This is a genomic window from Neorhizobium sp. P12A, assembly GCF_008365395.1.
Taxonomy (GTDB): domain Bacteria; phylum Pseudomonadota; class Alphaproteobacteria; order Rhizobiales; family Rhizobiaceae; genus Rhizobium.
In genome coordinates this window covers 607,766-631,565 of the sequence record NZ_QOVX01000002.1, presented here as the reverse complement: position 1 = coordinate 631,565, position 23,800 = coordinate 607,766, and the positions used below count along the sequence as shown (strand labels likewise).

26 protein-coding genes are annotated in these 23,800 nt (G+C 59.3%); 7 read left to right on the top strand and 19 right to left on the bottom strand.

The window, feature by feature from the left end; genetic code table 11:
* Positions 1-52: 52 nt before the first annotated feature.
* The gene (gene folD / locus DTW90_RS09110; protein ID WP_149337777.1) at positions 53-952 is read right to left on the bottom strand and encodes a bifunctional methylenetetrahydrofolate dehydrogenase/methenyltetrahydrofolate cyclohydrolase FolD; all 900 of its coding nucleotides are present in this window, start codon (positions 950-952) and stop codon (positions 53-55) included.
* 329 nt (positions 953-1,281) lie between these two features.
* On the opposite strand from folD, the gene DTW90_RS09105 reads away from it, so the two are divergent.
* The 7 genes from DTW90_RS09105 (at position 1,282) to DTW90_RS09075 (ending at position 6,697) form a co-directional block, all read left to right on the top strand.
* On the top strand, positions 1,282-1,833 hold the full coding sequence (locus DTW90_RS09105; RefSeq protein WP_149337775.1) for a hypothetical protein: 552 nt from the start codon (positions 1,282-1,284) through the stop codon (positions 1,831-1,833).
* 52 nt (positions 1,834-1,885) lie between these two features.
* Positions 1,886-2,443: a DUF6790 family protein gene (locus tag DTW90_RS09100; RefSeq protein ID WP_149337773.1), complete on the top strand. Its 558-nt coding sequence runs from the start codon at positions 1,886-1,888 to the stop codon at positions 2,441-2,443.
* Positions 2,444-2,539: 96 nt separating this feature from the next.
* Positions 2,540-2,908, top strand: coding sequence for a metalloregulator ArsR/SmtB family transcription factor (locus tag DTW90_RS09095; protein WP_149337771.1), 369 nt, complete (start codon positions 2,540-2,542; stop codon positions 2,906-2,908).
* Positions 2,905-3,438, top strand: a complete 534-nt coding sequence (locus tag DTW90_RS09090; protein ID WP_149337769.1) for an SRPBCC family protein — start codon at positions 2,905-2,907, stop codon at positions 3,436-3,438. Before DTW90_RS09095 ends, DTW90_RS09090 begins: the two co-directional genes overlap by 4 nt.
* A gap of 147 nt (positions 3,439-3,585) precedes the next feature.
* Positions 3,586-4,377: a thioredoxin family protein gene (locus DTW90_RS09085; RefSeq protein WP_149337767.1), complete on the top strand. Its 792-nt coding sequence runs from the start codon at positions 3,586-3,588 to the stop codon at positions 4,375-4,377.
* 80 nt (positions 4,378-4,457) lie between these two features.
* On the top strand, positions 4,458-4,754 hold the full coding sequence (locus DTW90_RS09080; protein WP_246664915.1) for a hypothetical protein: 297 nt from the start codon (positions 4,458-4,460) through the stop codon (positions 4,752-4,754).
* 131 nt (positions 4,755-4,885) lie between these two features.
* Positions 4,886-6,697: a tetratricopeptide repeat protein gene (locus tag DTW90_RS09075; protein WP_149337765.1), complete on the top strand. Its 1,812-nt coding sequence runs from the start codon at positions 4,886-4,888 to the stop codon at positions 6,695-6,697.
* On the opposite strand, the gene DTW90_RS09070 is transcribed toward DTW90_RS09075, so the two are convergent.
* The 18 genes from DTW90_RS09070 to DTW90_RS08985 form a co-directional block, all read right to left on the bottom strand.
* Positions 6,694-8,739 (bottom strand): succinoglycan biosynthesis protein exop, encoded by a 2,046-nt coding sequence (locus DTW90_RS09070; protein WP_188079909.1) that lies wholly within the window; start codon positions 8,737-8,739, stop codon positions 6,694-6,696. The genes DTW90_RS09075 and DTW90_RS09070 overlap by 4 nt on opposite strands.
* Positions 8,740-8,882: 143 nt before the next feature.
* Positions 8,883-9,731: a WecB/TagA/CpsF family glycosyltransferase gene (locus DTW90_RS09065; RefSeq protein WP_132521211.1), complete on the bottom strand. Its 849-nt coding sequence runs from the start codon at positions 9,729-9,731 to the stop codon at positions 8,883-8,885.
* A gap of 472 nt (positions 9,732-10,203) precedes the next feature.
* A complete protein-coding gene (locus DTW90_RS09060; protein ID WP_149337762.1) occupies positions 10,204-10,743 on the bottom strand; it encodes a hypothetical protein in 540 nt (179 codons plus the stop codon).
* The gene (locus DTW90_RS09055; protein ID WP_132521207.1) at positions 10,743-11,108 is read right to left on the bottom strand and encodes a hypothetical protein; all 366 of its coding nucleotides are present in this window, start codon (positions 11,106-11,108) and stop codon (positions 10,743-10,745) included. The genes DTW90_RS09060 and DTW90_RS09055 overlap by 1 nt, the downstream gene beginning before the upstream one ends.
* Positions 11,109-11,122: 14 nt before the next feature.
* Complete coding sequence (locus DTW90_RS09050) at positions 11,123-11,719, bottom strand: rod-binding protein (RefSeq protein WP_149337760.1); 597 nt, start codon at positions 11,717-11,719, stop codon at positions 11,123-11,125.
* Between the two features lie 31 nt (positions 11,720-11,750).
* Positions 11,751-12,170 carry a hypothetical protein gene (locus tag DTW90_RS09045; RefSeq protein ID WP_132521203.1) on the bottom strand — a complete coding sequence of 140 codons (420 nt, stop codon included), beginning with the start codon at positions 12,168-12,170 and terminating at the stop codon, positions 11,751-11,753.
* An 18-nt stretch (positions 12,171-12,188) separates the two neighbouring features.
* The gene (locus DTW90_RS09040) at positions 12,189-12,941 is read right to left on the bottom strand and encodes a flagellar biosynthetic protein FliR (RefSeq protein ID WP_132521201.1); all 753 of its coding nucleotides are present in this window, start codon (positions 12,939-12,941) and stop codon (positions 12,189-12,191) included.
* A complete protein-coding gene (flhA, locus tag DTW90_RS09035) occupies positions 12,938-15,025 on the bottom strand; it encodes a flagellar biosynthesis protein FlhA (RefSeq protein ID WP_149337758.1) in 2,088 nt (695 codons plus the stop codon). The genes DTW90_RS09040 and flhA overlap by 4 nt, the downstream gene beginning before the upstream one ends.
* A gap of 183 nt (positions 15,026-15,208) precedes the next feature.
* Positions 15,209-15,475, bottom strand: a complete 267-nt coding sequence (gene fliQ, locus DTW90_RS09030) for a flagellar biosynthesis protein FliQ (RefSeq protein ID WP_132521197.1) — start codon at positions 15,473-15,475, stop codon at positions 15,209-15,211.
* Between the two features lie 33 nt (positions 15,476-15,508).
* Positions 15,509-16,009 (bottom strand): flagellar hook assembly protein FlgD, encoded by a 501-nt coding sequence (gene flgD / locus DTW90_RS09025; RefSeq protein WP_132521195.1) that lies wholly within the window; start codon positions 16,007-16,009, stop codon positions 15,509-15,511.
* Positions 16,000-16,449, bottom strand: coding sequence for a flagellar biosynthesis repressor FlbT (gene flbT, locus DTW90_RS09020; protein WP_132521193.1), 450 nt, complete (start codon positions 16,447-16,449; stop codon positions 16,000-16,002). Before flbT ends, flgD begins: the two co-directional genes overlap by 10 nt.
* Complete coding sequence (gene flaF, locus DTW90_RS09015; protein WP_132521191.1) at positions 16,446-16,793, bottom strand: flagellar biosynthesis regulator FlaF; 348 nt, start codon at positions 16,791-16,793, stop codon at positions 16,446-16,448. Before flaF ends, flbT begins: the two co-directional genes overlap by 4 nt.
* Before the next feature lie 33 nt (positions 16,794-16,826).
* Entirely contained in the window at positions 16,827-17,888 is a 1,062-nt protein-coding gene (locus DTW90_RS09010) for a flagellar hook-associated family protein (protein WP_132521189.1), read from the bottom strand.
* Positions 17,889-17,891: 3 nt separating this feature from the next.
* Positions 17,892-19,403, bottom strand: coding sequence for a flagellar hook-associated protein FlgK (gene flgK, locus DTW90_RS09005; RefSeq protein ID WP_149337756.1), 1,512 nt, complete (start codon positions 19,401-19,403; stop codon positions 17,892-17,894).
* Between the two features lie 18 nt (positions 19,404-19,421).
* The gene (locus DTW90_RS09000) at positions 19,422-20,702 is read right to left on the bottom strand and encodes a flagellar hook protein FlgE (RefSeq protein ID WP_132521185.1); all 1,281 of its coding nucleotides are present in this window, start codon (positions 20,700-20,702) and stop codon (positions 19,422-19,424) included.
* Positions 20,703-20,831: 129 nt separating this feature from the next.
* Positions 20,832-21,503, bottom strand: coding sequence for a winged helix-turn-helix domain-containing protein (locus DTW90_RS08995; protein ID WP_132521183.1), 672 nt, complete (start codon positions 21,501-21,503; stop codon positions 20,832-20,834).
* A gap of 280 nt (positions 21,504-21,783) precedes the next feature.
* Positions 21,784-22,395, bottom strand: coding sequence for a transglycosylase SLT domain-containing protein (locus tag DTW90_RS08990; RefSeq protein WP_149337754.1), 612 nt, complete (start codon positions 22,393-22,395; stop codon positions 21,784-21,786).
* Entirely contained in the window at positions 22,304-23,800 is a 1,497-nt protein-coding gene (locus tag DTW90_RS08985) for a flagellar hook-length control protein FliK (RefSeq protein WP_188079908.1), read from the bottom strand. Before DTW90_RS08985 ends, DTW90_RS08990 begins: the two co-directional genes overlap by 92 nt.

Here is a 23,800-nt window from a genome sequence, read left to right as displayed (position 1 = left end):
TGAGGGGCATACTGGACCATCCGACGGCAGGCAATTCCTCAGCAACAAATCCTCAAAACGTCGGCGCGACCTTCCCGGCGGCGCGGTAGGCGGCGATGACGGTGTTTGCCATCAGCATGGCGATCGTCATCGGACCGACGCCACCCGGGACCGGGGTGATGACGCAGGCGACTTCGGCGCATTCCGCAAAGGCGACGTCGCCGACGAGGCGGCTCTTGCCCTCGCCGCGCTCCGGCGCATCGATGCGGTTGATACCGACGTCAATGACGGTTGCACCGGGCTTTACCCAATCGGCCCTCACCATTTCCGGACGACCGACGGCGGCGACCAGGATATCGGCGTTGCGGGCGACGGATGGCAGGTCCCTGGTGCGCGAATGGGCAATGGTGACGGTCGCGTTGGCATTGAGCAGAAGCTGCGCCATCGGCTTGCCGAAGAGGTTGGAGCGGCCGATGACGACGGCGTTCAGGCCCGACAGGTCCTCGCCATGGGTGCGGCGCACGAAGAGCATGGCGCCAGCCGGCGTGCAGGAGATCAGGCCGGTTGCGAGATCGCCGGTCGCAAGCTTGCCGGCATTGACGACATGCAGGCCATCGACATCCTTTTCCGGCAGGATCGACTGGATGATGGCGTCTGAGTTCAGGTGCTTTGGCAGCGGCAGCTGGACGAGGATGCCGTTGACCGCCGGATCCGCATTGAGCGTTGCGACCAGAGCTGCAAGCTCGACTTGCGTGGTCTCGGCCGGCAGCGTGTGCTGGATGGAATTGAAGCCGCATTCCTTGGCCATGCGGCTCTTGGCGGCGACATAGGTGTGGCTTGCCGGATCGTCGCCGACGATGACGACGGCAAGGCCCGTCTTCAAGACGGTTTCCGTCTCAAGGGCGCTCGCAGCGGCCTTGACCTTATCGATTACCGAAGCTGCAACCTGCTTGCCGTCGATCACATCAGCCACGCGTTTCTCCCCGAGAATGGTTTCTGCGGCAATCTACAAGCCGAAGGACGAGCAGATTTGCCTCCTAGCGCCCTATGCTGTCAAAAAGCGCCAATTGCAAGGAGAATCCAACGCCACTGGGACGCAAGGACCTTCGCGGATATTGCCCCATCCTTCGGGACCTGCGCCGAATTTCCATTTACAACGCTACCGTTTGCTCGTACGTTAAGATTCTACCTATAGCATCATATAGACAGAAGCATCCCCCAAGCGGATGCTCGCCATTCGGCCAAGGCCGATGCGCAAGGAAACCTGACCAGCCCAGACATTTCGCAGTGCCAGAGGAAGTGATGGGAATTGTACTGGCCTTCGTTCCGTTTGTCGTTTTCGCGCTCGTCGACCATTTCGTCGGTGCGACAGAGGGGCTGATTGCCGGCGCCGTGATATCGGCGGCAATGCTCATCCGCGATCTCGTGATGCCCGGTCGCGCTCCGAAGGTGCTTGAGATCGGAACAGTGATCCTGTTTGCCGCGCTCGCGCTCTACGCCATCCTTGCCAATCCGACATGGCCGATCGTGGCCATCAGGCTGCGAGTCGATCTCGGCCTCCTTTTCATCGTGCTCGTTTCCATGGCGCTTCGGCGGCCGTTCACTCTGCAATATGCAAGGGAAAGCGTTCCCCGCGAGCTTTGGGACAGTCCGGTATTCATCCGCACGAACTATATCATCACGGCGGTATGGGCCCTGGCCTCCGTCGTCATGGTTATCGCCGATCTCCTGCTTCTCTATGTCCCCTCGTTGCCGCAGCGGGTCGGCATTATCGCAACGATCGCGGCACTCGTCGCGGCGGTCAAATTTACCCAATGGTATCCCGAGAGCATACGGGCAAGGGCAACGAGTTGAATTGACCTTCGCCCATGGGGGCAACAGGGAGGCGCAACAGGGAGGAGCCGTGATGGCAGACATCATCAAAGGGACAATTTCCTTCGCCGCGTCGAATTACTCCTTCACCTTTCTCGTCATCGGCCTGTTGTTTTCGATCGTCGCCATCGCGCGAGCGCCGAAGCCCGCCGGCTGGTCGGTCATCATCGAAAAGGTGCTTGCCTGGCACGTGTTCTGGGTCGTTGGGGTCGGCAACTTCTACAACTTCGTCATGCATGCCTTTTTCGGGCGGATGTCCGCCGCCTTCATCGGTTGGGCAGACAGCCCGTTCCAGTTCGAAGTCGCGACTGCGAGCCTCGGCTTTGCCGTCGTCGGCTTCATCGCGGCATTCCGCAGCTTCGATCTGCGCCTCGCAGCCATCATCGGTCCGAGCGTCTTCACGCTCGGCGCCGCCGCGGGACATGTGTGGCAGATGATCACGCAGCACAATTTCGCTCCCGGCAACGCGGGCGTCATTTTCTACATGGACATCATCATCCCGCTGTTCGGTTTTCTGCTGCTGTGGCTGCAGCATCGCTACGGGCTGGCCTCATTGGGTTTGCGGCCGAAGTTCGAGACGCAGAGACGGTAAATTCGCGACGCCGCACAATGATGGGCAATTCGGGCGCCAGCTCGTCATTCAACTAATCGGTTGACTATTAATTCGTTCCAGTCCATATTCAACCACATGGTTGAATTAGAGGCGATTGAGATGGATTCGATCTTTCACGCCCTTTCCGACGCCACGCGCCGAGAGATGCTTCATGAACTCGCCGATGGCGAGCGAACGGTCGGCCAGCTTGCCGAACCCTTCGCAATCTCGCTTGCGGCGGCCTCGAAGCACATCAAGGTGCTGGAAGGTGCCGGGCTGATCCGTCGCGAAATACGCGGCAGAACCCATTTGTGCCGTCTTGAGCCCGGACCGCTCGCCAGCGCCCATCAATGGCTGAGCTTCTACGAACGCTTCTGGAGCGGTCGTCTGGATGTACTCGAACGGCTGCTGCGCGAAGAGGACGCACGCGAATCCACCAACCCAAAAAGAGGAGATGAGAAATGACCGAGCTTGCGAGCCCGAGTGCCTATGGCATGCTGACCGAACCGGCGACGATGAAGATCCAGCGCCTTCTGCCTGGCCCGATCGAGCGCATATGGGCGTATCTCACCGATGGAGATCTGCGCCGCCAGTGGCTGGCCGCGGGCCAGATGGAGATGAAGGTTGGTGCGCCTTTCGAGCTGGTCTGGCGAAACAATGAACTTACTAACCCGCCCGGTCATCGGCCGTCCGGCTTCTCCGATGAGCATCGGATGGAAAGCCGTATTGTCGAGCTCGATCCTCCCAACAAGCTCACCTTCACCTGGGGAACTGGCGGCGAGGTTTCCTTTGAGCTGGCCTCGAAAGGTGCCGAGGTCTTGCTGACAGTTATCCATCGTCGCCTGCCCGACCGCGCAATCACCTTGATGGTCGGTGCCGGCTGGCACATGCACCTCGACATTCTGGTCGCCCGCGTCACGGCCACGGAGCCCGAGCCTTACTGGGACGGCTGGAGCCGCCTCAGGGCGGATTATGACCGCATGCTGCCGGCCTGACGGCAGGCAGACGAACTGAACGACAGAAATCGAAACCCATGCCGACGGCGCGCTGCGCCGGCGGGCGGGCGAGGTCGACCCGCTGAAACGGAGCTCGACCGGAATTGATCGTCAACGCAACAGGCATACACCAACAGGAGGTTCGCTATGCTTAATCAAGTTGTTTCACGCGATGAATGGTTGAAGGCGCGGCTCGGGCTGCTCCAGGAGGAGAAGGAACTGACGCGGCGCAGCGACGAACTGGCGCAATGGCGTCAGAAGATGCCCTGGGTTCGGATCGACAATGAGTATCGATTCGAAACCGACAAGGGAACCGTTTCTCTGGTCGATCTCTTCAAGGGACGCTCCCAGCTTCTCGTCTACCATTTCATGTTCGGGCCAGACTATAGCGCGGGCTGCCCGTCCTGTTCGTCGATCGCCGACGGGTTCAACGGCATCGCCGTCCACTTGCAGAACCACGACGTGATGTTTTCCGCCGTGTCGCGCGCTCCCCTTGCGAAGCTCAAAGCGTATCAGGAGCGGATGGGATGGACCTTTCCCTGGGCCTCGTCCTATGGCGGCGACTTCAACGCCGATTTCAATGTCTGGTTCAGCGAGGAGCAACAGCGCGGCGGAGGCATCGACTACAATTACCGGCGCGAAGCGGCGTGGCAGCCACGCGAGGACGAAGGTTCTGTCGCAGTCCCCTCGCGCAAGACACCTGACGGAGCAGCCTCTGGTGCTGCAATGTCCGGAACCGACACGGCGACTTACGCACGGGAAAGGCCGGGCCTGAGCGCTTTCGCGATTGAAGACGGCGTCGTCTACCATACCTATTCCGCCTATTCCCGCGGGCTCGATGGGCTGTGGGGCATGTACCAGTGGCTCGACCGCGCCCCGAGAGGCCGAAACGAGACAGGCATGTGGTGGCGCCGCCACGACGAATACAAGCTGGGCTGAGTGAGACGCGCAAAGGCGGGACCGGGATTTCAACTCCCGGCCCTGCGCCGCGTAGCCGCATCTCGGCGGAGGAGGAAAACATGAGCAATATTCATATTGACGACGGCGCCCGCGGCGCTGGCAACGAGAATGGCGGCAACGCCGCCGCCTTCGGCGCAATCGACTTGCTATGCCTCGCGACCGCGCCGACCTTTGCGATCATGGCGCTGCTGACGGTTGCCCTCGGCGGCGACCAGATGGCGATGATGTGCTCGACCACGCAAGACGCGTCGCTGCTGGGCGGCATGGTGCCGATGTACCTGCTGATGAGCGTCTTTCACTCAGCGCCCTGGCTGCGGTTGATCACCAATTATCGAAGTGGCGCCCTTCAATCCTGAAATGGCGTTCCGCGATCCCCGGACGCGCGGCGAAAAGGTCGGACTGGTCAGCCTATGGCAAGGCTGAACCTCTAAAATACGAGAGTTACAGCGTTCAGCTGCCGTCCTTCCGTTTTTGAAAGCCGCCTTGAATGAACCAGTCGCCAGCCGCTTCCTCGTTTGATGCTTCGGCGCTTCTGTCCGTCCTGACGCAGGTCAGCGATCTGATGGGTGCGGGCGACAATGACGGAGCGATCGCCCTGCTCCTGTCGTCGGATCATCTCGTTCGCCGCGCGCCTGTTGCCTGCAACATGCTGGCATTTCTGCTTCTGCAGGCGGACAGACCGCAGGAAGCGGTTGCGTGGTTCGACGCGTCGCTCGCCATCAAGCCTGACGATGCCCAGGTGGTTGCCGGCCTCGGAATGGCCTCTCAGACCGTCGGCGATCTCGGGCGAGCATTGGAATGTTACGACAAGGCAATTGCGCTAAGGCCGAAAGATGCCGGGCACTGGTATCACCATGGGGTGGTACTTGCGGACCTCGGCCGCTCGGACGAAGCCCTCTCCAGTCTCGACCGGGCAGTCGCCCTGAAGGACGACTATAACCTGGCATGGGCGAGACGCAGCCGTCTGCTTATGTCCGCCGGCAACTTGGCGGAGGCCGTTGCCTCGGCGGCGCGGTGCTGCCGGCTGGCGCCGGGCGAGGTATCGTCCTGGGTGCTGCTTGGCGATGCGCTGCAGACGGATGGTAATCTTCAGCAGGCAATCGCGGCCTACGACCGGGGGCTGTCGCTTGCCCCGACTGATTTTTACTGCCTTTGCAACAAGGCGCAGGCGCTGAAGAAGGCAGGGCTCACGGAGCCGGCGCTGGCATGCGCCCAGAACGCGCTGCGGGCCGACCCGACCAATCGGGAAGCGCTGCTCCTTTGCGGAAACCTCGAATACGAACTCGGCAACGAGCAGGCAGCGCGCATCTGCTTTCGCTCCCTCGCCAGCCTGGGAGCAGTTCGCAGCTACCCGGCAGCGCACCAGCCCGCAAGACTTCGCGCGCTCATGCTTTTCTCGCCCATGGCCGGCAACACGCCCTATGAGGATTTGATCAAGGGCGCCAGCTTCGATGCGGATGTCGCGATCGTGCTGCCGGATTACCGCTACGATCCAGGCGTCTTGGGTGACAAGGCCGACGTCGTCGTCAATCTGGTTTCGGAGACTGATTTCGGACTTGATGTGATCGCCTCTGTTGCCGACCTCATCAGCACCCTTCAAAAGCCGGTCATCAATCATCCCAAATTGATATCAGGAACGGATCGCCAATCGATCTCGCAGCGTCTTGCCGGGATTTCGGGTGCGGTCATGCCAACGACGGTCCGCATGGATGGCGCCGATCTTCGGCACCTGCTCAGTGAAAGCGAGATCCAGGGCTTTCCGTTGATCGTTCGCCACGCCGGTACACATGGCGGGGAGAAGATGGAACTGGTTTCCGATCCGGCCGCGTTGCTTGGCTTTGCCGAAGAGGCGGGAGACCGCACCCTCTATCTGACCGAGTTCGTCGACTACAGTTCCCCGGACGGCTTTTTCCGGAAATACCGGCTGGTCTTCGTCGGCGAAGAGATCCTTCCCTATCATCTGGCGATCGGCGATGCCTGGAAAGTGCATCACGCGTCGACTCGGATGGCCGAAGCGGAATGGATGCGCAACGAAGAGCAGGCATTTCTCGACAACCCGGGCCGTGTCTTCGGACCGGAGGCGATGGCGACCCTTGATGCGATCCGCAAGGAAATCGGTCTCGATTATTTCGGCATAGATTGTTCGGTCGATTCCGACGGACGGATCGTGATCTTCGAGGTGAATGCCTCGATGCTCATCCACCTTCACAATGAAGGGTTCGACTACAAGACGCCGCACGTCATGAGAATCAAGGCCGCTTTCGAGCGCCTGCTGGAGCAGCGGGCGCTCGAAGCCTAGCGGCGGGCGCCGTTTCGCTTCGCGGCATAGCTTTCCACCTTCGCCCGCAGGGATGCCATGCGAGCCTGGAGTGCGGCGATATCTTCGGTGACCCCAGGATTCTCGGTGACCCCGGGGGTCTGGGTCGCGACCGGCAGAGGGGCGGCGGGCGGAGCCTTCGGCAGATCGTTGGCAACGGGAATGGCGGCGTCGAATTTCTGCGGCGACGGAGCGATCGACGGGCGGCGCGGCTCCATGACCGGCTCGCTGCGGAGGGATGACTGCTCTGCAGCGATAACCGCCTCGCCTTCCGCTCCATCGAGCAGGGCATCAACAATCCACTTGCGAAGGAATACCAGGCAAAGGGCAATGCCAAGGCCCATCAGGAAGCCGACGGTCTCAGCAGCCGTGAGATTGTCTTCGATCGGCGCGCTCGGAGCAATGGCGGGGCTGGCCACTGACAGCGGCACGGGTGCTGCCGAGGGCTTTGTCTCAGCGGTCCTCTGAAGGCTGTTTTCGTAGCGCTCGCGGGCGGCCTCGACTGCGGCCTGCAACTGCCCGAAGCGTGCCATGTCGACGCCGATATCCTTGCGGCTCAGCGCGGCTACGCGATCCGCAGTCGCCTTCTGGTCGGCAAGCGCTGCCTTCAGGTCGGAATCGCTGGCGGCGACGAGGCGCAGAAGTTCCGTCTGTATATTGGCACGCAGGTCATCGACGGTCGCCTGCTGGGCGAGCAAGCGCGGGTGGCGCGGGCCAAGCTCGGCTGAGAGCTGCGAAAGCGTCGTCTTCGCCGCAGCATAACGGTCGCGCATATCCTCGAGCGCCGGCGAGGAGCGTAGGTCCGGCGAAAGGGAACCATCGAGAACATCCGACAGCTTCGCGGTCTTTGCCGCGGTGAGTCGGATGCGGGTGGCGTCGACGGCCTTATCGGCATCAGCAGCCTGCTTATCGAGCTCACTCTTGTCCTGCTGCAGGTCAATCGCAGCCTTTATCTTGTCCTGGCCAGTTTGCGTGTTGAAGGCGGCAAGCGCTGCCGATGCCTGGTCATAGGCCTTGCGGTTCGCATCGATGGCGGATGCCTGTCCCGGCATTTCTGTTCCCGGCGAGATGACGGCGTCATAGACTGTCGCATCGGCCAGCATATTGGCGATCCGCGCCGATTTCTCTGCGCTGCCCGCCGTGACGGAAAGATACAACAGTCCTGCCGGACGGTTCGGGGTCACCTCGATCGCGCTTCGTAAGGTAGCCTGGGCGCGGGACAGGGCGTCCGACGCCGCACCGCTGCTGGACAGGAGATCGACGGCGACGCCGATCGGCCCTGCCGTCCCGCCGGTGAATTCCGGGTCACGGTCAAGCTTGAGCTTCGCCACCACCTGGGACAGGAGGTGTGGGGAGGCGATCCGCTTGGTAAGAATATCCATAAAGCCGGGTTGCGACGCCGCTCCCGACTGAAGCTGGAGACGAGCGGTCGCAACATATTGTGGCGGCCCTGCCAGGAATGCCGGCAGAACTGCGCCTGAAATCGCGACGGCGGCAACGAAGGCGATGGACGATAGGCCAAAGCTCCAGCCCCGACGGGTAGGCTTCGCTGCTTGGTTGATTTTCACGATTTCGGGTGCTGGGCCGATTTTCGCTTCCCGCGGTGCGACCTTGGCCACGGGCTGAGGCGCCGGCGGTGCGATGCGTTCCTCGGCAATCTCCTGCTTCGGCAAGATTTGAGGCTGGGGCGGCAATGCTGCAGGAGTTGGCAATGCTGCCGAAACAACGGCTCGCGCCGTGTTTCTCGTCATCGGCGGATCGCTACGCAATATGCCGCGGATGCGGTCTGTCAATGGAGGTTCGGCGACTGGCTCGGAAACAGTCTTGCGTCCGGAAACGGGATAGGGGTCGCCGCGGAGAGCGCGCTGCAGGATGTCGATCAGCTCGGCATCGCTGGGTCCCTGGATATTGGCGGGAGCGGGATAGCGGTCGTCCTCGCGATAGGGCGCACTGCCTCCGCGCGATGCCTTTTGGGCATCGATCTCAGGAAAAGGCGAGTTCCTGTTCGCATGGCTGAACGACATTGAGGGCCCATCTCGCGCACTTCTTGGCCGACGCAACATCGCCGCTCAAGGTCCGATTGATTAACCCACTCTAAATTACTATGGCAAAGAAAGTGTTAACGTGGCGGCAATGACGAGCTGCCGGGACGGCCTGCCGGCAGCCATTAGCGACCGAACTTTTCGGGCGCCGGCAGTCTCCTTTGGGCGTCGGCGCGTACGGAACCGACCGTCTGCCGCAGTGTCGAATAGCGTGGGCCGAAGCGATGCCACACGACCTGGAAGAGGAAGACCGGCACGCCGACGATATAGCGGCGCCAAAGTCGGGACGGCTCCTGCAGGAGGCGGAAGATCCACTCCAGCCTGAGCGCACGTACCATGCGGGGCGCACGCGGAACCGTTCCGGATACGAAATCGAACAGAGCGCCCACGGTCATGACAAGGCGTGCATGCTGCGGTCGGATATGATCGGCCACCCATTTTTCCTGCAACGGCGTCCCCATTCCGACGATCAGGACATCGAGCTTCTGCCGTTCGATCTCCGATGTAACGGCGCTGCTGTCGACCTTGTCGAAATAGCCGTCGGATATCACGACGAATTCGTGCCATGGCGCATGATTGCGAAAATTCTCGGCCGCCTTTTCGACGATGTCGCGGCGACCGCCGACGAGACCGATACGCTTCGGCTGTTCCATGAAAGTCAGGAGGGCCGGCACGAAGTCAGTACCGTTCAGATTGGCCGGGAAGGAGGCGCCGTGAGCGACGCGCGAGGCAATGTCCACGCCGATGCCATCGGGGAGAACGAGGTTGTGCACCAAGACATCGCGGTAGTGCTCATCGCGCAGCATGACGAGCATATTATGCGCGTTGACGAAGGAAATGACCGTCTGCCCGAGCGGCAGGGAAGCCAGCTCGTTTATGAATGTCAGGGCATCATCCCAGCCGAGGTCGCAAACCGGCAAGTCGAATATCATTCGACGTGACGCAAGAACGGCAAAGTTCGCGATCAAGTTCACTTACACCTCCTGCCATGGACGCGTCATGCGCCCTACTCTGGCAAACCCGTTACGCACGCAACGCGCCGGCACGCAGCAGCGGCCGGCCAACCCCTATGGCAGTCACTCTTCTTATGATCGGGTGGGACCCGTCTGCCCGGCTTAAAGCCTCTGCGGTCTGTCGCAGCGGCCATGGACAAGGAAAAAGCGATCGCTTGCGATGCTTATAACAAAGCTCTCACAAGCTTCCCTTACGGAAACCACTAGAAATTGCATTGGTCCCGCAACACATTGTTAACTATGGACGCGCCGAACGCCGCCTCGCCTTTGGGAAGCGTCCCATTTCCATCTGCGCGCCGGTGAGCCCGTTTACGGCTCTTTAACCCTGCTTTGCCCCAGGAGCGAACAAGCGGTTAACGCAGAAGAGGCCGCAACGCGAGCGAAGCGGCCTCTTTCCAATAAAACCATGGATCGAATAATCAGCCCGCAAGTATCAGTGCGCAGGGGCCTTGGCGTCGGCCGGCACGGGATCGCCCGGGACGATCTTTACCGGCTTCAGGTTCTTCTTGACAGGAGCGGCATCGTTGGCACGAACCTCGTCCTTGGAGAGATAGTCCAGCTGTTCGACCAGAACGCTCTCGACATACTCGCCGCCAAGCCGCTCGTTCATGTTCTTCTTGATGTCGTCGCGAAACGCAGCAAGGTTGAAGTTAGAAGTGTGCGAGAGGTCGATCATCTTGTTGCCGACCAATAGAGAGAAGAGCTCGTCCGTGGTCAGCTGAGTGAGCGGGACCTTGAGATCCTTCGCCTTGTCCTTGTCCATCATGAAGGAGATCGTGGTCAGAAAATAGCCGGTTACCTGCTCATTGGCGATCACGGGAATGTTGATCGACTCGCCCTTCACATATTCCTGCTGCGCCTTTTCGGTAGCAGCCGGATCAGGCGCAGGCCTCGTCGCCATCCACACGGAGCCATAGACGGCTCCGAGCGCGACCACGCATGCCCAAACACCTGTAATGATGAACTTGACCATCAGGCCTCACGGACGATGAATTGTTCCTGGGAATAGGTGCCATCGGTTTCGGCATCATGCATGGCGTTCTTCAGGATCTCGGTGACGGCGCGAACCGCCTCCAGATGCGCCTCTACGCGCCGGGCGTTGAGTACCAGCTTTTTCTTCAGGCCATGAAGCTGCTCGATATGAACGAGCGCGAGTTCGGCCGGATCCGTATCCCTGAACAGCATCGACAGCTCGTAAAGGCACCGACTCTTATGCGTATTCGACAGCTTGAGGTCGAATTCCGGATCACGGCCGATACGGGTATTCTCGTTGTCGATGATCATTTCAAGCCGGCCGAGAACGGACTTGATGCGGTAGTCGTTCGAAATTATTTCCATTTCCCCACCCCTGCTTACGCTTTTTTCGCCATCAAGCTCTGATTGGTCGCAGACGCATCCGAGCTCCCGTCTGTGGAGGCGGTATCAAGCGTCTTGCGCTGGAAATCGGTGATCATGCTCAGCGCCATCTTGCGATCGTTCTCATCGGTCGATGCGTTGACGATGCCCTTGCTGCGCGTCTTGTCGAGCTGTTCCTTGTACATCTGCTCGGCAATACCCACGCCGCCGTTCTTGGCAATCGTGTTGCCGAGCTGTTCGGCCATCATGCCCTTCCACATTTCGCCCGCAGTGCCCTTGCCGTACAGCGTTTCGCTGTTCGGCAGCATGTTCTTGACGAAATTCTGCAGGACCATGGCTTCGAACTTGTGGTAGGTCGCCGGGACCTTTTCGGTCGAATGAGTGCGATCCTTGGCATTGCCGAGGCCAGCCTTCGTCGCTGCGCTGTTCAGGACATCCACCGTCGACTGAAAGCCGTTGCCGGCTTCTGCAAGACTGGTTGCGGCAAATGCCGCGCGGTTTGCCTGGAGCTTGGCCTGCGCTGCCTGGACATCGACCGGATCGGCCGCCTTGACAACGTCCAGGACCAAATCACTTGGCGGTGAGATAGCCACGTCACGTTCCTTTCACTTGAAATCGCGACGATTATGTTTCGTGAACCTTGCTGGAGGCTGGCGTTAGCGACGCCATGCGCTGGTCCATCAAATCGTAGACTGCATTATCGTCAGCCTCGCGGTTTTCCAGCTCGCGGGCCTCCTTCATGTTGTCCTCGAGGCGATCCGCCTTGGTGCGCTCCTTCATGATCTTCATCTCGATCACCGTCTGCATGCCCGCAAGCTGCTGGTCCTTGACTGACAGACGGGCGAATCGCTGGGTGTAATGATGCGAAAACGCCGCATGCATCGGGTCAGTGGAGCTGATGGCTGCAATGGTCTGATCGATCGACTGTGAGACTTCGGTGCGCTGCCGCGTGTTGTCGGCCAGCTCCTGTTCGGCCATGCGCTCGAGATGCCGCTGAACCGTAACAAGGCGCTTCAATTTTTCAGATCGCGTTTTTTCGACCATTCGGTGCCGCCGTCGTTGCTAATGACCATTGTAGACGCTGAGGAACGAATCGGAAAACTGCGTGACCAATTCGGCGATGCTCAAATAGAGCATGAACAGGCCGCCCATCACCAGATAGGGCGTGGAAATGAAATAGACCGGGACATGCGGCGCCAGCTTGTTGATGAAGCCGATCGAAAACTGGAACATCAGCGCATAGAGGATAAATGGGCTGGCGAGACGCAGCATGATGAACGTGGTCTGCTCCAGCGTATCCGTCACCGAGACCAGTGTGGCGCGCACTTCGATATGGCCGCCGAAAGGCACGACCGAATAGGAGTCGATCAGCGCGCGGAAAACATAGTGATGGAAGTCCAGGATGAAGAGGACCATCATCGCGCAGAGGTTGATGAGAGCGGTCACCGTCGTCTCACTCGAATCGTCAAGGATGTCCGGCCCGCTCGGAGAGCTCAGGCCGATCATCGTCGAGATCACGGTTCCCAGGAACTGCAATCCGAGCGTGTACAGGCGTGCCATAAGACCATACATCAGGCCGATCAGCGTCTCGCTGAAGATTAGGCCGACATAGGTCGCGTCGCCTGCCGAGGCCTTTGGATAAATGGTGCTCCAGAGCATCGGCATCACGGCCAAAGACATTGTCAGCGCCAGGAAGAGCCTGATCTGCGGCGGGAGACGCCCAGAGGAAAATCCCGGGAGAACCATCACGCAAGTGCCTATCCGGCAAAAGGTGAGAAACAGAGCGAGGATGGTCCCCTGGGGGTCAGAAATCATGCAATGGAGCCTAGAATCTTGATTTCGATCCCCCTTGCCAATTCCAGATGAGACAGGACCGGGAGAGTCGCGAACAAGCGTTCGATGATCATGCGCACATAGGAGCGCGTTTCCGGCGACGTGACAAGCACGAAGGGTAGGCCGCGGTCCATGAATTCACGGATAACTCCGGTCGCCTGCTCACTGAACTCTTCCAGCATGCGCGGATCGATGTCGAATTCGATGACGTCACCCTTCGCATCGCGCTTGAGCGCCTGATGGAAGGCGAGGTCCCACTTGCTACCGAGTCGCAGGACACGCAGCACGCCGTTGTCCGCAAGGTCGCCGCAGAGCTGCTGGGCCATACGCACGCGCACGTGCTCGACGATCTGTTCGGTCTTGCGCACATGCGGCGCGAGTTCGGCGACCGCTTCCAGAATGAGGTGAAGATTGCGGATCGAGACGCGCTCGGCAAGAAGCAGCTTGAGCACCGCCTGCAGGCCCGAATAGGACATGTGCGACGAGCAGATTTCGTCGGCAAGCTTCTTGTATTCCGGATCGAGGCGTTCGATCAGCACCTTGACGTCCTTATAGGACAGCAGCGCGGGTAGGTTGTTGCGGATGACCTCGCTCATATGGGTCAGAACAACCGAAACGTTGTCGATCGGCTGGAAGCCCTCGCGCTTCAGATCTTCCGTGAAGGCTTCGAGTACCGAATAGGCAGGCAGACCGAAGGCTGGTTCGCGGATCTCGTCGCCCGGAACGGTCGGCTTGCGACCGGAGCCGGTGACTACGAGCACTTCGCCAACGCGCAGCATATTGGAGGCAACCGTCGTGCCGTGGATGCGGATCTGGTAGGATTTGTCGGCAATGGCGAGATCGTCCGTGACCTTGATTTCTGGCACCACGAAACCGTATTGCGTCGCGAATTTCTTGCGCATCTTGCCGACGCGGAAGGCGAGTTCCTGATGGGCGCCAAGCAGGCGGGTGGAAACGATCTTGCCCAAGGCGAGCTCGACTTCGGCGGTCTTCAGCGCAGACTTGACCGAATCCTTCTCGTCTTCCTTCGTCTGCATCACCTTCTTTTCTTCCTGCTCGCGGAGAAGCTTGTTTTCAGCTTCGGCCTGACGCGGGATGAACCAGGCGCCCGTTGCCATGAGGCCACCGAGGATCGCGAAGGGGATGAACGGAAGACCCGGCATGATGGCGAGGATGCCCATCAGCACGGCGGCAACGGCGAGCGCTCGCGGATAGCCGCTCAGCTGGCGGACGACGGCCTGGTCGGTCGAGCCGACGGAGCCGCCGCGGGTAACGAGGAAGCCGGCCGCGAGAGAGATGACCAGCGCCGGCATCTGCGAGACGAGACCGTCGCCGACGGAAAGCTTCACGAAGACGTCGGCAGCCTGACCGATCGGCATTCCGTGACGGAAGTAGCCGATGATGATGCCGCCGAAGATGTTGATGGCCGTAATGAGAAGGCCGGCGACAGCGTCGCCTCGAACGAATTTCGACGCACCGTCCATCGCACCGAAGAAGGAGCTTTCCTCTTCGAGATCCTTGCGTCGCCTCTGCGCTTCCTGCTCGTTGATGATGCCGGCCGACAGATCGGCGTCGATCGCCATCTGCTTGCCGGGGATGGCGTCGAGGGTGAAGCGGGCGCCGACTTCCGCGATACGCGTTGCGCCCTTCGTAATAACGATGAAGTTGATCGTGATCAGGATCAAAAAGACGATCAGACCGATGACGAAGTCGCCGGACATCACAAGGCTCGCGAAGCCGGCAATCACGCCGCCCGCTGCATGGTTGCCCTCATAGCCGTGCGAGAGAATCACGCGCGTCGTTGCGATGTTTAGCGATAGTCGCGTCATCGTGGCGATCAGGAGGATCGTCGGAAAGGACGAGAATTCCAGCGGCTTCTGGATCCACAGTGCAACCATGAGGATCAGCACCGAAAGCGCTAGCGAAAACGCCAGGCCCATATCGATGAGGAACGGCGGGATCGGCAGGAAGAGCACGCAGATGATGATCATCACGCCGAAGGCGAAGCTGACATCCCGCAGGCTCGGGTTGGCTTTTGGAACCGGTATTGCAGCTGGCTGTGCCATGGTTCAGATCCATCTCTTCATGAGAGGGGGCAAGCGACAACGCCATTTGCCCTATTCGATCCGAGCGATAGAAGACGAAGCTTGCGCGAGGATGGCTTCGGGGCCTTTTAACGAAAACGCCACGCACCGGTTTCGACGCGTGGCGGGTGGCTTTCGCAAATGGTCAGGCCGGACGGCTCCTCGCTAGAATCCCGACTGTATCCGGGAGAAGACGAGATTTGTGAAAATCCCGATATGAGAGCCGATGAATGGGGCCGTGATACCGGCTACCAGCATGACCGTAACGATCTTCGGCACGAAGGTCAGGGTCGCTTCCTGGATCTGTGTCAGCGCCTGGATCAATGCGATCACGACGCCCACGATCATGGCTGCTGCGACGGCAGGGCCTGCCGCGACAAGAACTGTCCAGAGCGCCGCCCGAAAGATATCCAGTGCATCGGCTTCATTCATTGAAGCGACCTTCCCTAATTGTTTAGCGGCTCGTCATGAGCTGCTGCCATCGCCTGAACCCGACGAATCATCCGACGAAGGCGGCGGATCGATGGTAGTGCCTGCCGGGGCGACTGTCACGCCTGCCTGAATCAGTACCTTCTGTCCATCATCAGTAATGGCAATGACACCGTCGGAATAGATGCTGACTTCCTTCACGGTTCCAGTAACCGATCCGTCGGCACTCATGATCTGCTTGCCGATGTAATCGGCAGCCTGCGAGACATATTGATTCTGCAGCGCAGTTTCGAAGTGCGAGTTTGTCTGGATCTGTTGCTCGACCTGCGAGAAGCTTGCCAGCTGGGCAATCTGCGCGCTGGCGTCCATCGGCTCGGTCGGATCCTGCGTCTTCATCTGAGCGATCAGAAGCTGCAGAAAGTCGTTGTAGTTGACGGTCGCGGCCGCGCCGGCGGAGGCAGCGTCGTTGGAACCACTGGCACTGTTGCTACCCGAGGCCGAATTGGCCTGCATCTGGCTGACTGGATCTATCGCCATGGAGCAATCTCCCTACGAATCTGCTCGACCGTTGCCGCCGGCATTTCCAGGTTGTGAAGGATCTTGTCCTCGGTCGCATAGAGACCGCGGATCGCCTTGAGAGCATCGAAGGCGCGACCGGTTGCCACCAAGCCATCAACACGCTTCAGTTCTGCCAGAACTTCCTCGTTCTTGAAGCAGGAGAGCAGCATGACAACCGACTTGCGGAACATCGCAGTCGACTGCTCCTTGCCCTCGGGATTTATGAGGATCATCTGAGCGATGAAATAGAGCTGGCGAAGTGGTGTCGTCGCATCCTCGGGCTGGAGAACGTGATTCTCCAATAGGAACGTCACGTCATTCAGGAACTCCAACGCAACCTTACGGTCAACGCGCAGCACGGCCCCATTTATAAATATTTTTTCTCCGGCTTTAAGCGATATGCGAAGAGTACTTTTCATTTGAGTCCATCCCTGATGATGGTGGTGACGTCAATAATGCTCTGGTAGTTGTTCGACTGCCGCTTCCTGATCCTGTCGCATTCCTTCAATATCCAGATTGCGATTGAGATGAGATTTGCGCGCAGTTCGATATCAAGTTGGTTTTCCGGATTCTTCAGATCCTCGATGAAGCTGATCCAGACGCGCCGCGTATAAAACAAGGCTTCGATAGCCTCTTTGCCATACTTCTCCTTGTCGCGGGCGGCCGATAGAAGTCCGACCGATCGCTCCAGAACCTGGCGTTCCCGCTCCCTGGCGTCTGCCACCGCGTCCTGCATGACTTCCGCATATGAGAACTGATACATTCATGCATCCTTCTGATCATCGACCTTTGATCATCAAAGGTAATTTACGAGACTCAACTGCTGGATCTTCGAGACCAGCGTGTAGGCTGTCTCTAGCTGTGTTTGCAGAGCGTTTGCCCTCGTGGAGGCTTCGTAGGGATCAACACCCTGAAGATCCGCGATGTTGTTGTTGATGATGTCCTTCTGCGCACTGAGGGCATCATTGGCTTTGCTGACGCGAGACTGGGAGAGGCCCAGCTCGCTCGCCGAGGCATTGAGCGCATCAACCGACTGGCGCGAGTAGCTGATCGCCGCATCCGTGACCGCATTCATCGTGTCGGAGCTCAGATTCTGGCCCATCAGCGCTTTCGTGACGGTGGCGGCGAGAGCGAGATATCTCATTCCATCGCCGTTCGAGTTCGTCGACGATTCCACCACTTCGGAGTTGCTGATCCGGCTCGTCATGTTCTGATCCGACGCGCTGGACCAGCTTGCCCAATTATCGGGCGCAGGCGAGCTGTCATCGGTAAACATCGGCTGGACGGTGTTCTGGATGAAGTCCGTCATCTGGGCATTCGTCAGATCAGCGGTCGACGTGACCGGAGGCACGAGATTTCCCATATAGGTGGTCAGCGCGTCGTTAATCGCCGATACGGCAGCATCACTGTTGTCTGTCATGGGCTGCACGTCGGTGTTGATGCCGGCAAAAATATACTCGCCGTTGACCATCGTATTCGCATCGCCGACAAGCGCTGAAAGCGCGGAATTCGCGGTGTTCTGGGAGAGCGTAACGTTGTCGCTCGTCTGGTTGCCGCGCAGGGCGAGAAGCTGGTCCAGAAAATCCTGCGACTGGGTGGACATATCGGACAGAGCGTTCTGCGACGCCGTCAACCGTCCTGCCGCGATGGAATTGCTGCTGACAATAGAATCGATGCGCGACACTTCGCGAGTGAAGTCGATGCTCTCGGAGACGTTTCCACCGAGAGACACGCCGAAATCCGCATAAACACCCGTCGTCGCCTCCTGAGAGGCGTCGGACATCTGGTTCTGCGTCTCGCGAATCGTGAGACGCATGGCATTTTGAATTGCATTGCTTGAAATGAAAGAGGTCTTCATAATTTAGCTCGCAGAATCCAATAGCGCTTGCAGCATATCGTTTACGGCAGAGAGAAGCTTCGTACCTGCCTTGTAGGATTGCTCGATATCCATCATCAGCGTCAGTTCCTCGTCCAGATTAACGCCGGTGCTATTGGAATAAGCGTCCGACGAACGGGTAAGGGCGGCTGACGTATTCTCTGCAGCCGTATTTGCCGAGCTGCGCTGACCTTCGACCCATCCAACCGAATTGGAGGCGAAGCTGAGAATGCTGGAGCTTGTGTCGACCCCTGTCGAAGGGTCGAAGCTCATGTCTGCATCCATGCCGTTCGAATAACTGTCCAGGAGAGTGGAGTAACCACTATCGCCGGTGGGATTCTGGCTGGTGCTGAGAGGATTGATGGTGCCGTCGCGCAGACGAGTGGGATCGCCGCCCTGCGATGTCACGACTTGCGCGCTAACCGCAATGGTCCCGGCCATCCCGTCGATGACGGTCGCGCTGGTGGGCGTCTCGCCGTCACCCGCGCTGTTCTGGGTCCAGACGAACAGGCCAGGCTGCGTGCTCAGCGTGGTGGGCGGCGTGCCGCCATCCGTCGTCGTTTCCGAGAACATCGTGACGAGACCGCGAGCGATTTCATCGAGCTGCTTCTGATAGGTCGGCGCAACATCGTCCCGAAGCTGTATCAGCGACTGGAGACTGCCCTGCCCGTTCGTATCCGAGCCCTGCCCTGACGCCAACGGCACGCCGTCGATGTAGATTGAATTGCCGGTCGTTCCGGCCGTGTAGCCATTCGTCGGCTGGAAAGTCACCGTCCGCGGGAGCGTCTCGAAAAGCACCGTTCCGGTGGACGTGTAGATCGCCATGTCGTTGTTGTCGCGGGTGACGGTCTTGATGCCGACCAGCTGCGAAATCTGACCGAGAACGGCGTCGCGCTGATCGAGCGCATCCGAGAGTGCGGGCGAAGCCGCTCCTGACGCGGAAGCTGCAGCGACGGTCGCCGACTGCACCGCATCATTGGCCTGCTTGAACTGCGCCAGAAGATTGTTCAGCGAGTCGACGTCGGTGCTGATTTCCTTGTCAGCATCCTCCCGGAGGCTTTGGACAGCCTGCGTCGACTGATTGAGCGAGGTTGCAACGTCCTGAGCGGCCGTCACGGCGCCCTGCGCCGCCGTGAGGCTGCTCGGCGAACCGGCATAGGTCTGGAGTGCCGTCTGGAGCGTTGCAAGGTAAGTCGCGGGCGACGTTTCGTAGTCGTTGCCGCCCATCGTGGCCTTGATGTCCTCCAGGCCTTTCAACAGCCGTTGCTGCGCTGCGTCATCCGACGTGCTTGACAGGAACTGGGTCTGAAGCGAGGCATCCTGGGATCGCGCAATCTGCACAACGGTTGCGCCGGCCGACGTCGTCGATACAACCGCTTCGCGGCGGTTGTAGTTCGTGTTGCCGGCATTCGCGATATTGTTCGATACGACACTGCTTTGCGTGCCGGTATTGTTGAATATCGATTGTGCAGTGTTGAGTGCAGACGTGAGCGACATGACTTAACTAAGGTCCTGTTATCGCGCGAGGTTGACCAGAACGTCGAGCAGGTTGGCGCCGGTCTGGAAGACCTTCGAGTTTGCGGTGTAGTTTTTCTGCGCCTCGATCATCTCGGTCAGCTGGCCTGCGAGGTCGACATTCGATTCTTCGACCGCGCCAGAAACGAGCTTTCCGAACTGGGCAGACTGGGGGAAGCCCGTGATCGTCACGCCCGAATCGCCATTGGCGGAATAGACGTTGCCGCTGAGCGACGTCAGATTGTCTTCGCTCGGAACCGTTGCAAGCGGGATGCGGTAGATCGGCTTGCTGCTGCCGTCCGCGTAGAGAGCCGAGACCGTACCATCTGTACCGATCGTCACGCTCTTGACCGCCGACGGTGCCTGGCCGTTGATGTCGCCGGTCGCGCCGAAGGTGGCCGCAAGCTGAGTGAAGCCCGTGAGATCCATCGAGATCGACAGCCCGTTGGTGGGATCGTTCATGGTGAAGGATCCACCGTTGGTCAGCGCGCCATTCGCGTCGAAATCCATCGTATCCGTAGCGACCGGACCGTTCGCATACGGGAACGGCGAGCTGCCGCTCGCAGCATCGGCGTGATTGTAAACCGCAACGTCCCATTCATCGCTCGGGTCGGCCGGAAGATCCTGCGTCTTGGTGAAGTAGACGTCGTAGGTGACGGCATTGCCCTGGCTGTCGTAAGCGATGACCGAGCTCTTCTCCGAATAAGTCGTACCACTCGTGTTCGGATAGGTCGAAGCAGGATCCTGCGTAGCTGAAATCTTCGCGTCGTTGGAGTTCAGGTTACCCTTCAGCGTGCCTGACGTCGAAGCAATCGCGGTCAAACCGCTCTGGGCGGTATTAACGGGAACGAGACCGGTAAAGCCGTTGACGACAACGGAGGGCGAGCCCGAATTGTACGAGTAGCCCATCAGCGTGAAGCCGGCGCTATTGACCAGATTGCCGTTATTGTCCGGCGCGAAATCGCCGGCGCGAGTCAGGAAAGGCGTTCCATTGGCGTCCTGAACAATGAAAAAGCCGTCGCCGCTGATGGCCATATTCGTCGTCGTCGTCGTGTAGGAAATGTCGCCCTGATCCGAAATGGCGCGCTGGACGGAGGTTTCTACGCCGCCAGAATTGTAATTTCCGGTGCCCGAGGGCAGCACCAGCGTGGAAAATGCGGTCGATGCTGACTTGTAGCCTGTAGTATTAACGTTGGCGATATTGTCTGAAACCGTGCTCAAACGGTTCGCCTGGGCGTTCATCCCAGCGACCGACGTTTTCATACTGCCGAAAATGCTCATCTGAAAATCCTCATTTTCCTCGTAGTACCAAGTTATTTTATGGGCCTTGCGTGAAGCTGGCTGGAAGGAAGAAAAGCCGGATCATCATGAAACAGCTTCTCGGAGGACGGTATCGTCGGCTGCTCGACGTCAATTCCAGTCGATGCAGTATCCAAGAAAGCGCTTGGAATCGACCGGGTCGAAGCCGAGCTTCTTGCGCAACTTCTTGCGCAGCTTGGAAATGTGGCTTTCCACGACGTTCTCTTCGACCTCTTCGTCGAAGATGCCGTAGATGGCGTTGAAGATCTGGGTCTTGGTAACCCGGCGCCCGCGATTGGAAATCAAGTATTCCAGGATACGGCGCTCGCGCCGCGGCAAGGCGAAGATCTCGCCGTTTATTTCCGGATCGCGGCCATCAGCAAACACGCGGATCGCACCGATGTCGGTGTAGTTGGTGATTGCCTTCAGGCGGCGACGGATAGCTGCCGCGCGCGCCAGGATTTCCCGGGGATGAACCGGCTTGCGCACCACGTCGTCAACACCGCAATCAAAGAGTGCAAGAGTCGATTCTAGTGATGGTTGATCGCTGACTGCGATGACTGGCGCCATGGAGCGATCACGAATCGCCCGCGGCAGCTCGTGCACGTGCTGTCCCTGACCGATCAGGAATGCTTCAACCGCCGCGATGTCGCCCTCGGCCGCCGTCTGGACCCATTCGCCAAACTCGCGCGGATCAAAACCCGTCGAGGGAATTCCTTCGCGCCCAAAAAGAGATGTATAGCCGTCTTTAACAAGCTCACGCTCATCAACCACTACGATCATTCGTCCGCCTCCGAATCAGTGTGGTGTTACCCGATGAGCGATGAGTACGAATCGCAGGAATCACGAACAACTGTGGGAAGTCAGTGGCAGAAATTAATAATTGATTAAGATTCAAGCGCCGATTTGAACTACATCTAGTGGCTATTGAGCCAAATTGACACAAAAGGACGGTGGAAAAGTTAAGAGATTATGACGGTCGCTCTTGCCGTCCTTTTTCTTTCCGCATTCTCGCCACATTGGAGGACTCTTGGATGTGGCAGAAATACAACTTAACAGCTTATCAATTCTGGCAAAATGAGGCCGCGTTCGGGGTCCATTTGCCATAGCCTGTCGCCACGAGATTGGCGATCACCCGACACACATATACCTTCTGCGCGGGATTGTTGTTCGGGCCGGCGTGATAGCGTGCAACCGCCATCGTCCAGGTCTCATGCCTGTCATGGAGATCGCGCAGGAATTTGGCCGCATATTCGACATTGCTATGCGGATCGAACATGGCTTCCACAGAAGAAAAATTCTCGCCATGGAAGTATTGGTTGATCTGCATGCAACCAACGTCGATCAGCTTTGCGCCGCCTTGACGGGCTATCGCAAACTCCTGAAGCGCTGCACTTTCCGAAGGCGGAAATACCGCCTTCCCCTCGATGTTCATGGCGTAGGCATCAAGCGATCCCTTCCGCCCCGTTTCCGTCAACCCGACCGAGTAAAGGATGCCCTCCGGGATGCCATATTTCGCCGCTGCGGACCGGATCTCGCGTTCACACAGGCCCGACGCAGAACTGTCGGTGGAGGCCTGTGCGTCAGAGATAGACGTCGCCAGAGCCGCCGCGCCGATAGCTGCCAGAAGTGTTATCTTCCCTGCCCATTTCGCCCGATGTCCTACCGATGTCATTTCCATCGAACTGCTGCCCTGAATAGTTTTGTCCGCGTGCCTGTCCGTTGCTCTGTCCCTGGTTTGGCAGGGATTGCTGCTGGGACTGACCCTGGAAGCCAGACTGGGAATTCGCCTCCGTCTGCGACGGAGCCACGAGCGTCACGGTGATCTTGTCGACCGAGTAGCCCTGAGAGCGCAGCGCGTCCATCATTGCGCCCTGATCGTTATGAAGCTGGCGATAGGCCTCGCCGGATTGAACCTTCAAATCGACCGTGAGATCATCGCCCGACAAGCGCATCGTCGCCGTGACGACGCCGAGATCGGCGGGGTTCAACTCGATTTTCAAAGTGTTGACGACCTTGCCGGTGCCTGTCCAGCTTGCCTCGTTGGAGAGCGCCGAACCCGGCTGCATGGCGCTCGACCATTCCCCGTCGCCGCTCATCGAGCCGATGACGGCCGAGGAATTCGATCCCGGCGCGAGACCGAGATAGCGACGTGAATCGAGCACGGTTACATCTGCACCCGATGCGCCGCCGGTCGCTGCCTTCACATCGACTTCTGCGGCCTGATCCTTGCCCTTGCCGATCGACATATCGAGCGACTGTCCGCGTCCGTCGGCACGGCTCAACCTGAAAGCCTTGCCGGAGGCATCGGCGTCGCCAGTGTCGGCAACCGATGTATCAGCTCCGGCATGGAGCGATGCCGACTGGACGTCCTTTACGGTCGCATTGCGGTCCGCGTCCTTCGAGGAACGCTGACTACCTGAGGCCTGCGGTGCATTGCTCAGGATCGCCTGCGCCGCAAGCGCCGGATCGCCACCGGATTGACCGTGAAGCAGTGACAGCGCATCGGAAGCGGCGCCCTTGGAATGAGATTGTTCAGACTTGCTGCCGTCGTCGCCGATTGAGGACGCCGTGTCCTTGGTCGTCTTGCCGACGTGTTGCTCTTCCTTGAGCCCGTCGCCCGCAGAGGAGGTTTCGAGGGACGACGCGCCCTTTCCGCCCTGCTTCTGACCCTTGGCCATCTGAGCCGCATTTGCAGCCTGCAGCTTCGACGCCGCAGTTGCCGACTTTTCGTCGGTGCCGGTCTTTTCGGCAGCGTGGTTCACTTGTCCATTGAACGATGTCTTTTGAAGATCAATCAACGGCTTGCTTCGGCGTCCGCGGCCTGATGCGCCGGTGACCAACCCTGTCAAGGCACCGGCGCTCCCGCCGTCCTGAGCACCATCGTTGCCGTCCAATGCGCCCGAGGCTTCGCCATCGGACTGATCGTCACCGTCGCCACCCGCGGCCTTGCTCAGAACATCGAAGAAATCGTCACCATGGCTACCGCCATGGCCGTGGCCCTTGGCGCTGCTGGCGCCTTTCGTAGCGACAGTTGAACCCGCCCCTACCGGAGCGCTTGGAATACCGACACCCACCAT

Coding starts and splice junctions, on each gene's coding strand:
- DTW90_RS09105 (WP_149337775.1), top strand. CDS start 1,282: ATGGGAATTGTACTGGCCTTCGTTCCGTTTGTCGTTTTCGCGCTCGTC.
- DTW90_RS09100 (WP_149337773.1), top strand. CDS start 1,886: ATGGCAGACATCATCAAAGGGACAATTTCCTTCGCCGCGTCGAATTAC.
- DTW90_RS09095 (WP_149337771.1), top strand. CDS start 2,540: ATGGTTGAATTAGAGGCGATTGAGATGGATTCGATCTTTCACGCCCTT.
- DTW90_RS09090 (WP_149337769.1), top strand. CDS start 2,905: ATGACCGAGCTTGCGAGCCCGAGTGCCTATGGCATGCTGACCGAACCG.
- DTW90_RS09085 (WP_149337767.1), top strand. CDS start 3,586: ATGCTTAATCAAGTTGTTTCACGCGATGAATGGTTGAAGGCGCGGCTC.
- DTW90_RS09080 (WP_246664915.1), top strand. CDS start 4,458: ATGAGCAATATTCATATTGACGACGGCGCCCGCGGCGCTGGCAACGAG.
- DTW90_RS09075 (WP_149337765.1), top strand. CDS start 4,886: ATGAACCAGTCGCCAGCCGCTTCCTCGTTTGATGCTTCGGCGCTTCTG.
- DTW90_RS09070 (WP_188079909.1), bottom strand. CDS start 8,739: ATGTCGTTCAGCCATGCGAACAGGAACTCGCCTTTTCCTGAGATCGAT.
- DTW90_RS09060 (WP_149337762.1), bottom strand. CDS start 10,743: ATGGTCAAGTTCATCATTACAGGTGTTTGGGCATGCGTGGTCGCGCTC.
- DTW90_RS09055 (WP_132521207.1), bottom strand. CDS start 11,108: ATGGAAATAATTTCGAACGACTACCGCATCAAGTCCGTTCTCGGCCGG.
- DTW90_RS09045 (WP_132521203.1), bottom strand. CDS start 12,170: ATGGTCGAAAAAACGCGATCTGAAAAATTGAAGCGCCTTGTTACGGTT.
- DTW90_RS09040 (WP_132521201.1), bottom strand. CDS start 12,941: ATGATTTCTGACCCCCAGGGGACCATCCTCGCTCTGTTTCTCACCTTT.
- flhA (WP_149337758.1), bottom strand. CDS start 15,025: ATGGCACAGCCAGCTGCAATACCGGTTCCAAAAGCCAACCCGAGCCTG.
- fliQ (WP_132521197.1), bottom strand. CDS start 15,475: ATGAATGAAGCCGATGCACTGGATATCTTTCGGGCGGCGCTCTGGACA.
- flgD (WP_132521195.1), bottom strand. CDS start 16,009: ATGGCGATAGATCCAGTCAGCCAGATGCAGGCCAATTCGGCCTCGGGT.
- flbT (WP_132521193.1), bottom strand. CDS start 16,449: ATGAAAAGTACTCTTCGCATATCGCTTAAAGCCGGAGAAAAAATATTT.
- flaF (WP_132521191.1), bottom strand. CDS start 16,793: ATGTATCAGTTCTCATATGCGGAAGTCATGCAGGACGCGGTGGCAGAC.
- DTW90_RS09010 (WP_132521189.1), bottom strand. CDS start 17,888: ATGAAGACCTCTTTCATTTCAAGCAATGCAATTCAAAATGCCATGCGT.
- flgK (WP_149337756.1), bottom strand. CDS start 19,403: ATGTCGCTCACGTCTGCACTCAACACTGCACAATCGATATTCAACAAT.
- DTW90_RS09000 (WP_132521185.1), bottom strand. CDS start 20,702: ATGAGCATTTTCGGCAGTATGAAAACGTCGGTCGCTGGGATGAACGCC.
- DTW90_RS08995 (WP_132521183.1), bottom strand. CDS start 21,503: ATGATCGTAGTGGTTGATGAGCGTGAGCTTGTTAAAGACGGCTATACA.
- DTW90_RS08990 (WP_149337754.1), bottom strand. CDS start 22,395: ATGACATCGGTAGGACATCGGGCGAAATGGGCAGGGAAGATAACACTT.
- DTW90_RS08985 (WP_188079908.1), bottom strand. CDS start 23,800: ATGGTGGGTGTCGGTATTCCAAGCGCTCCGGTAGGGGCGGGTTCAACT.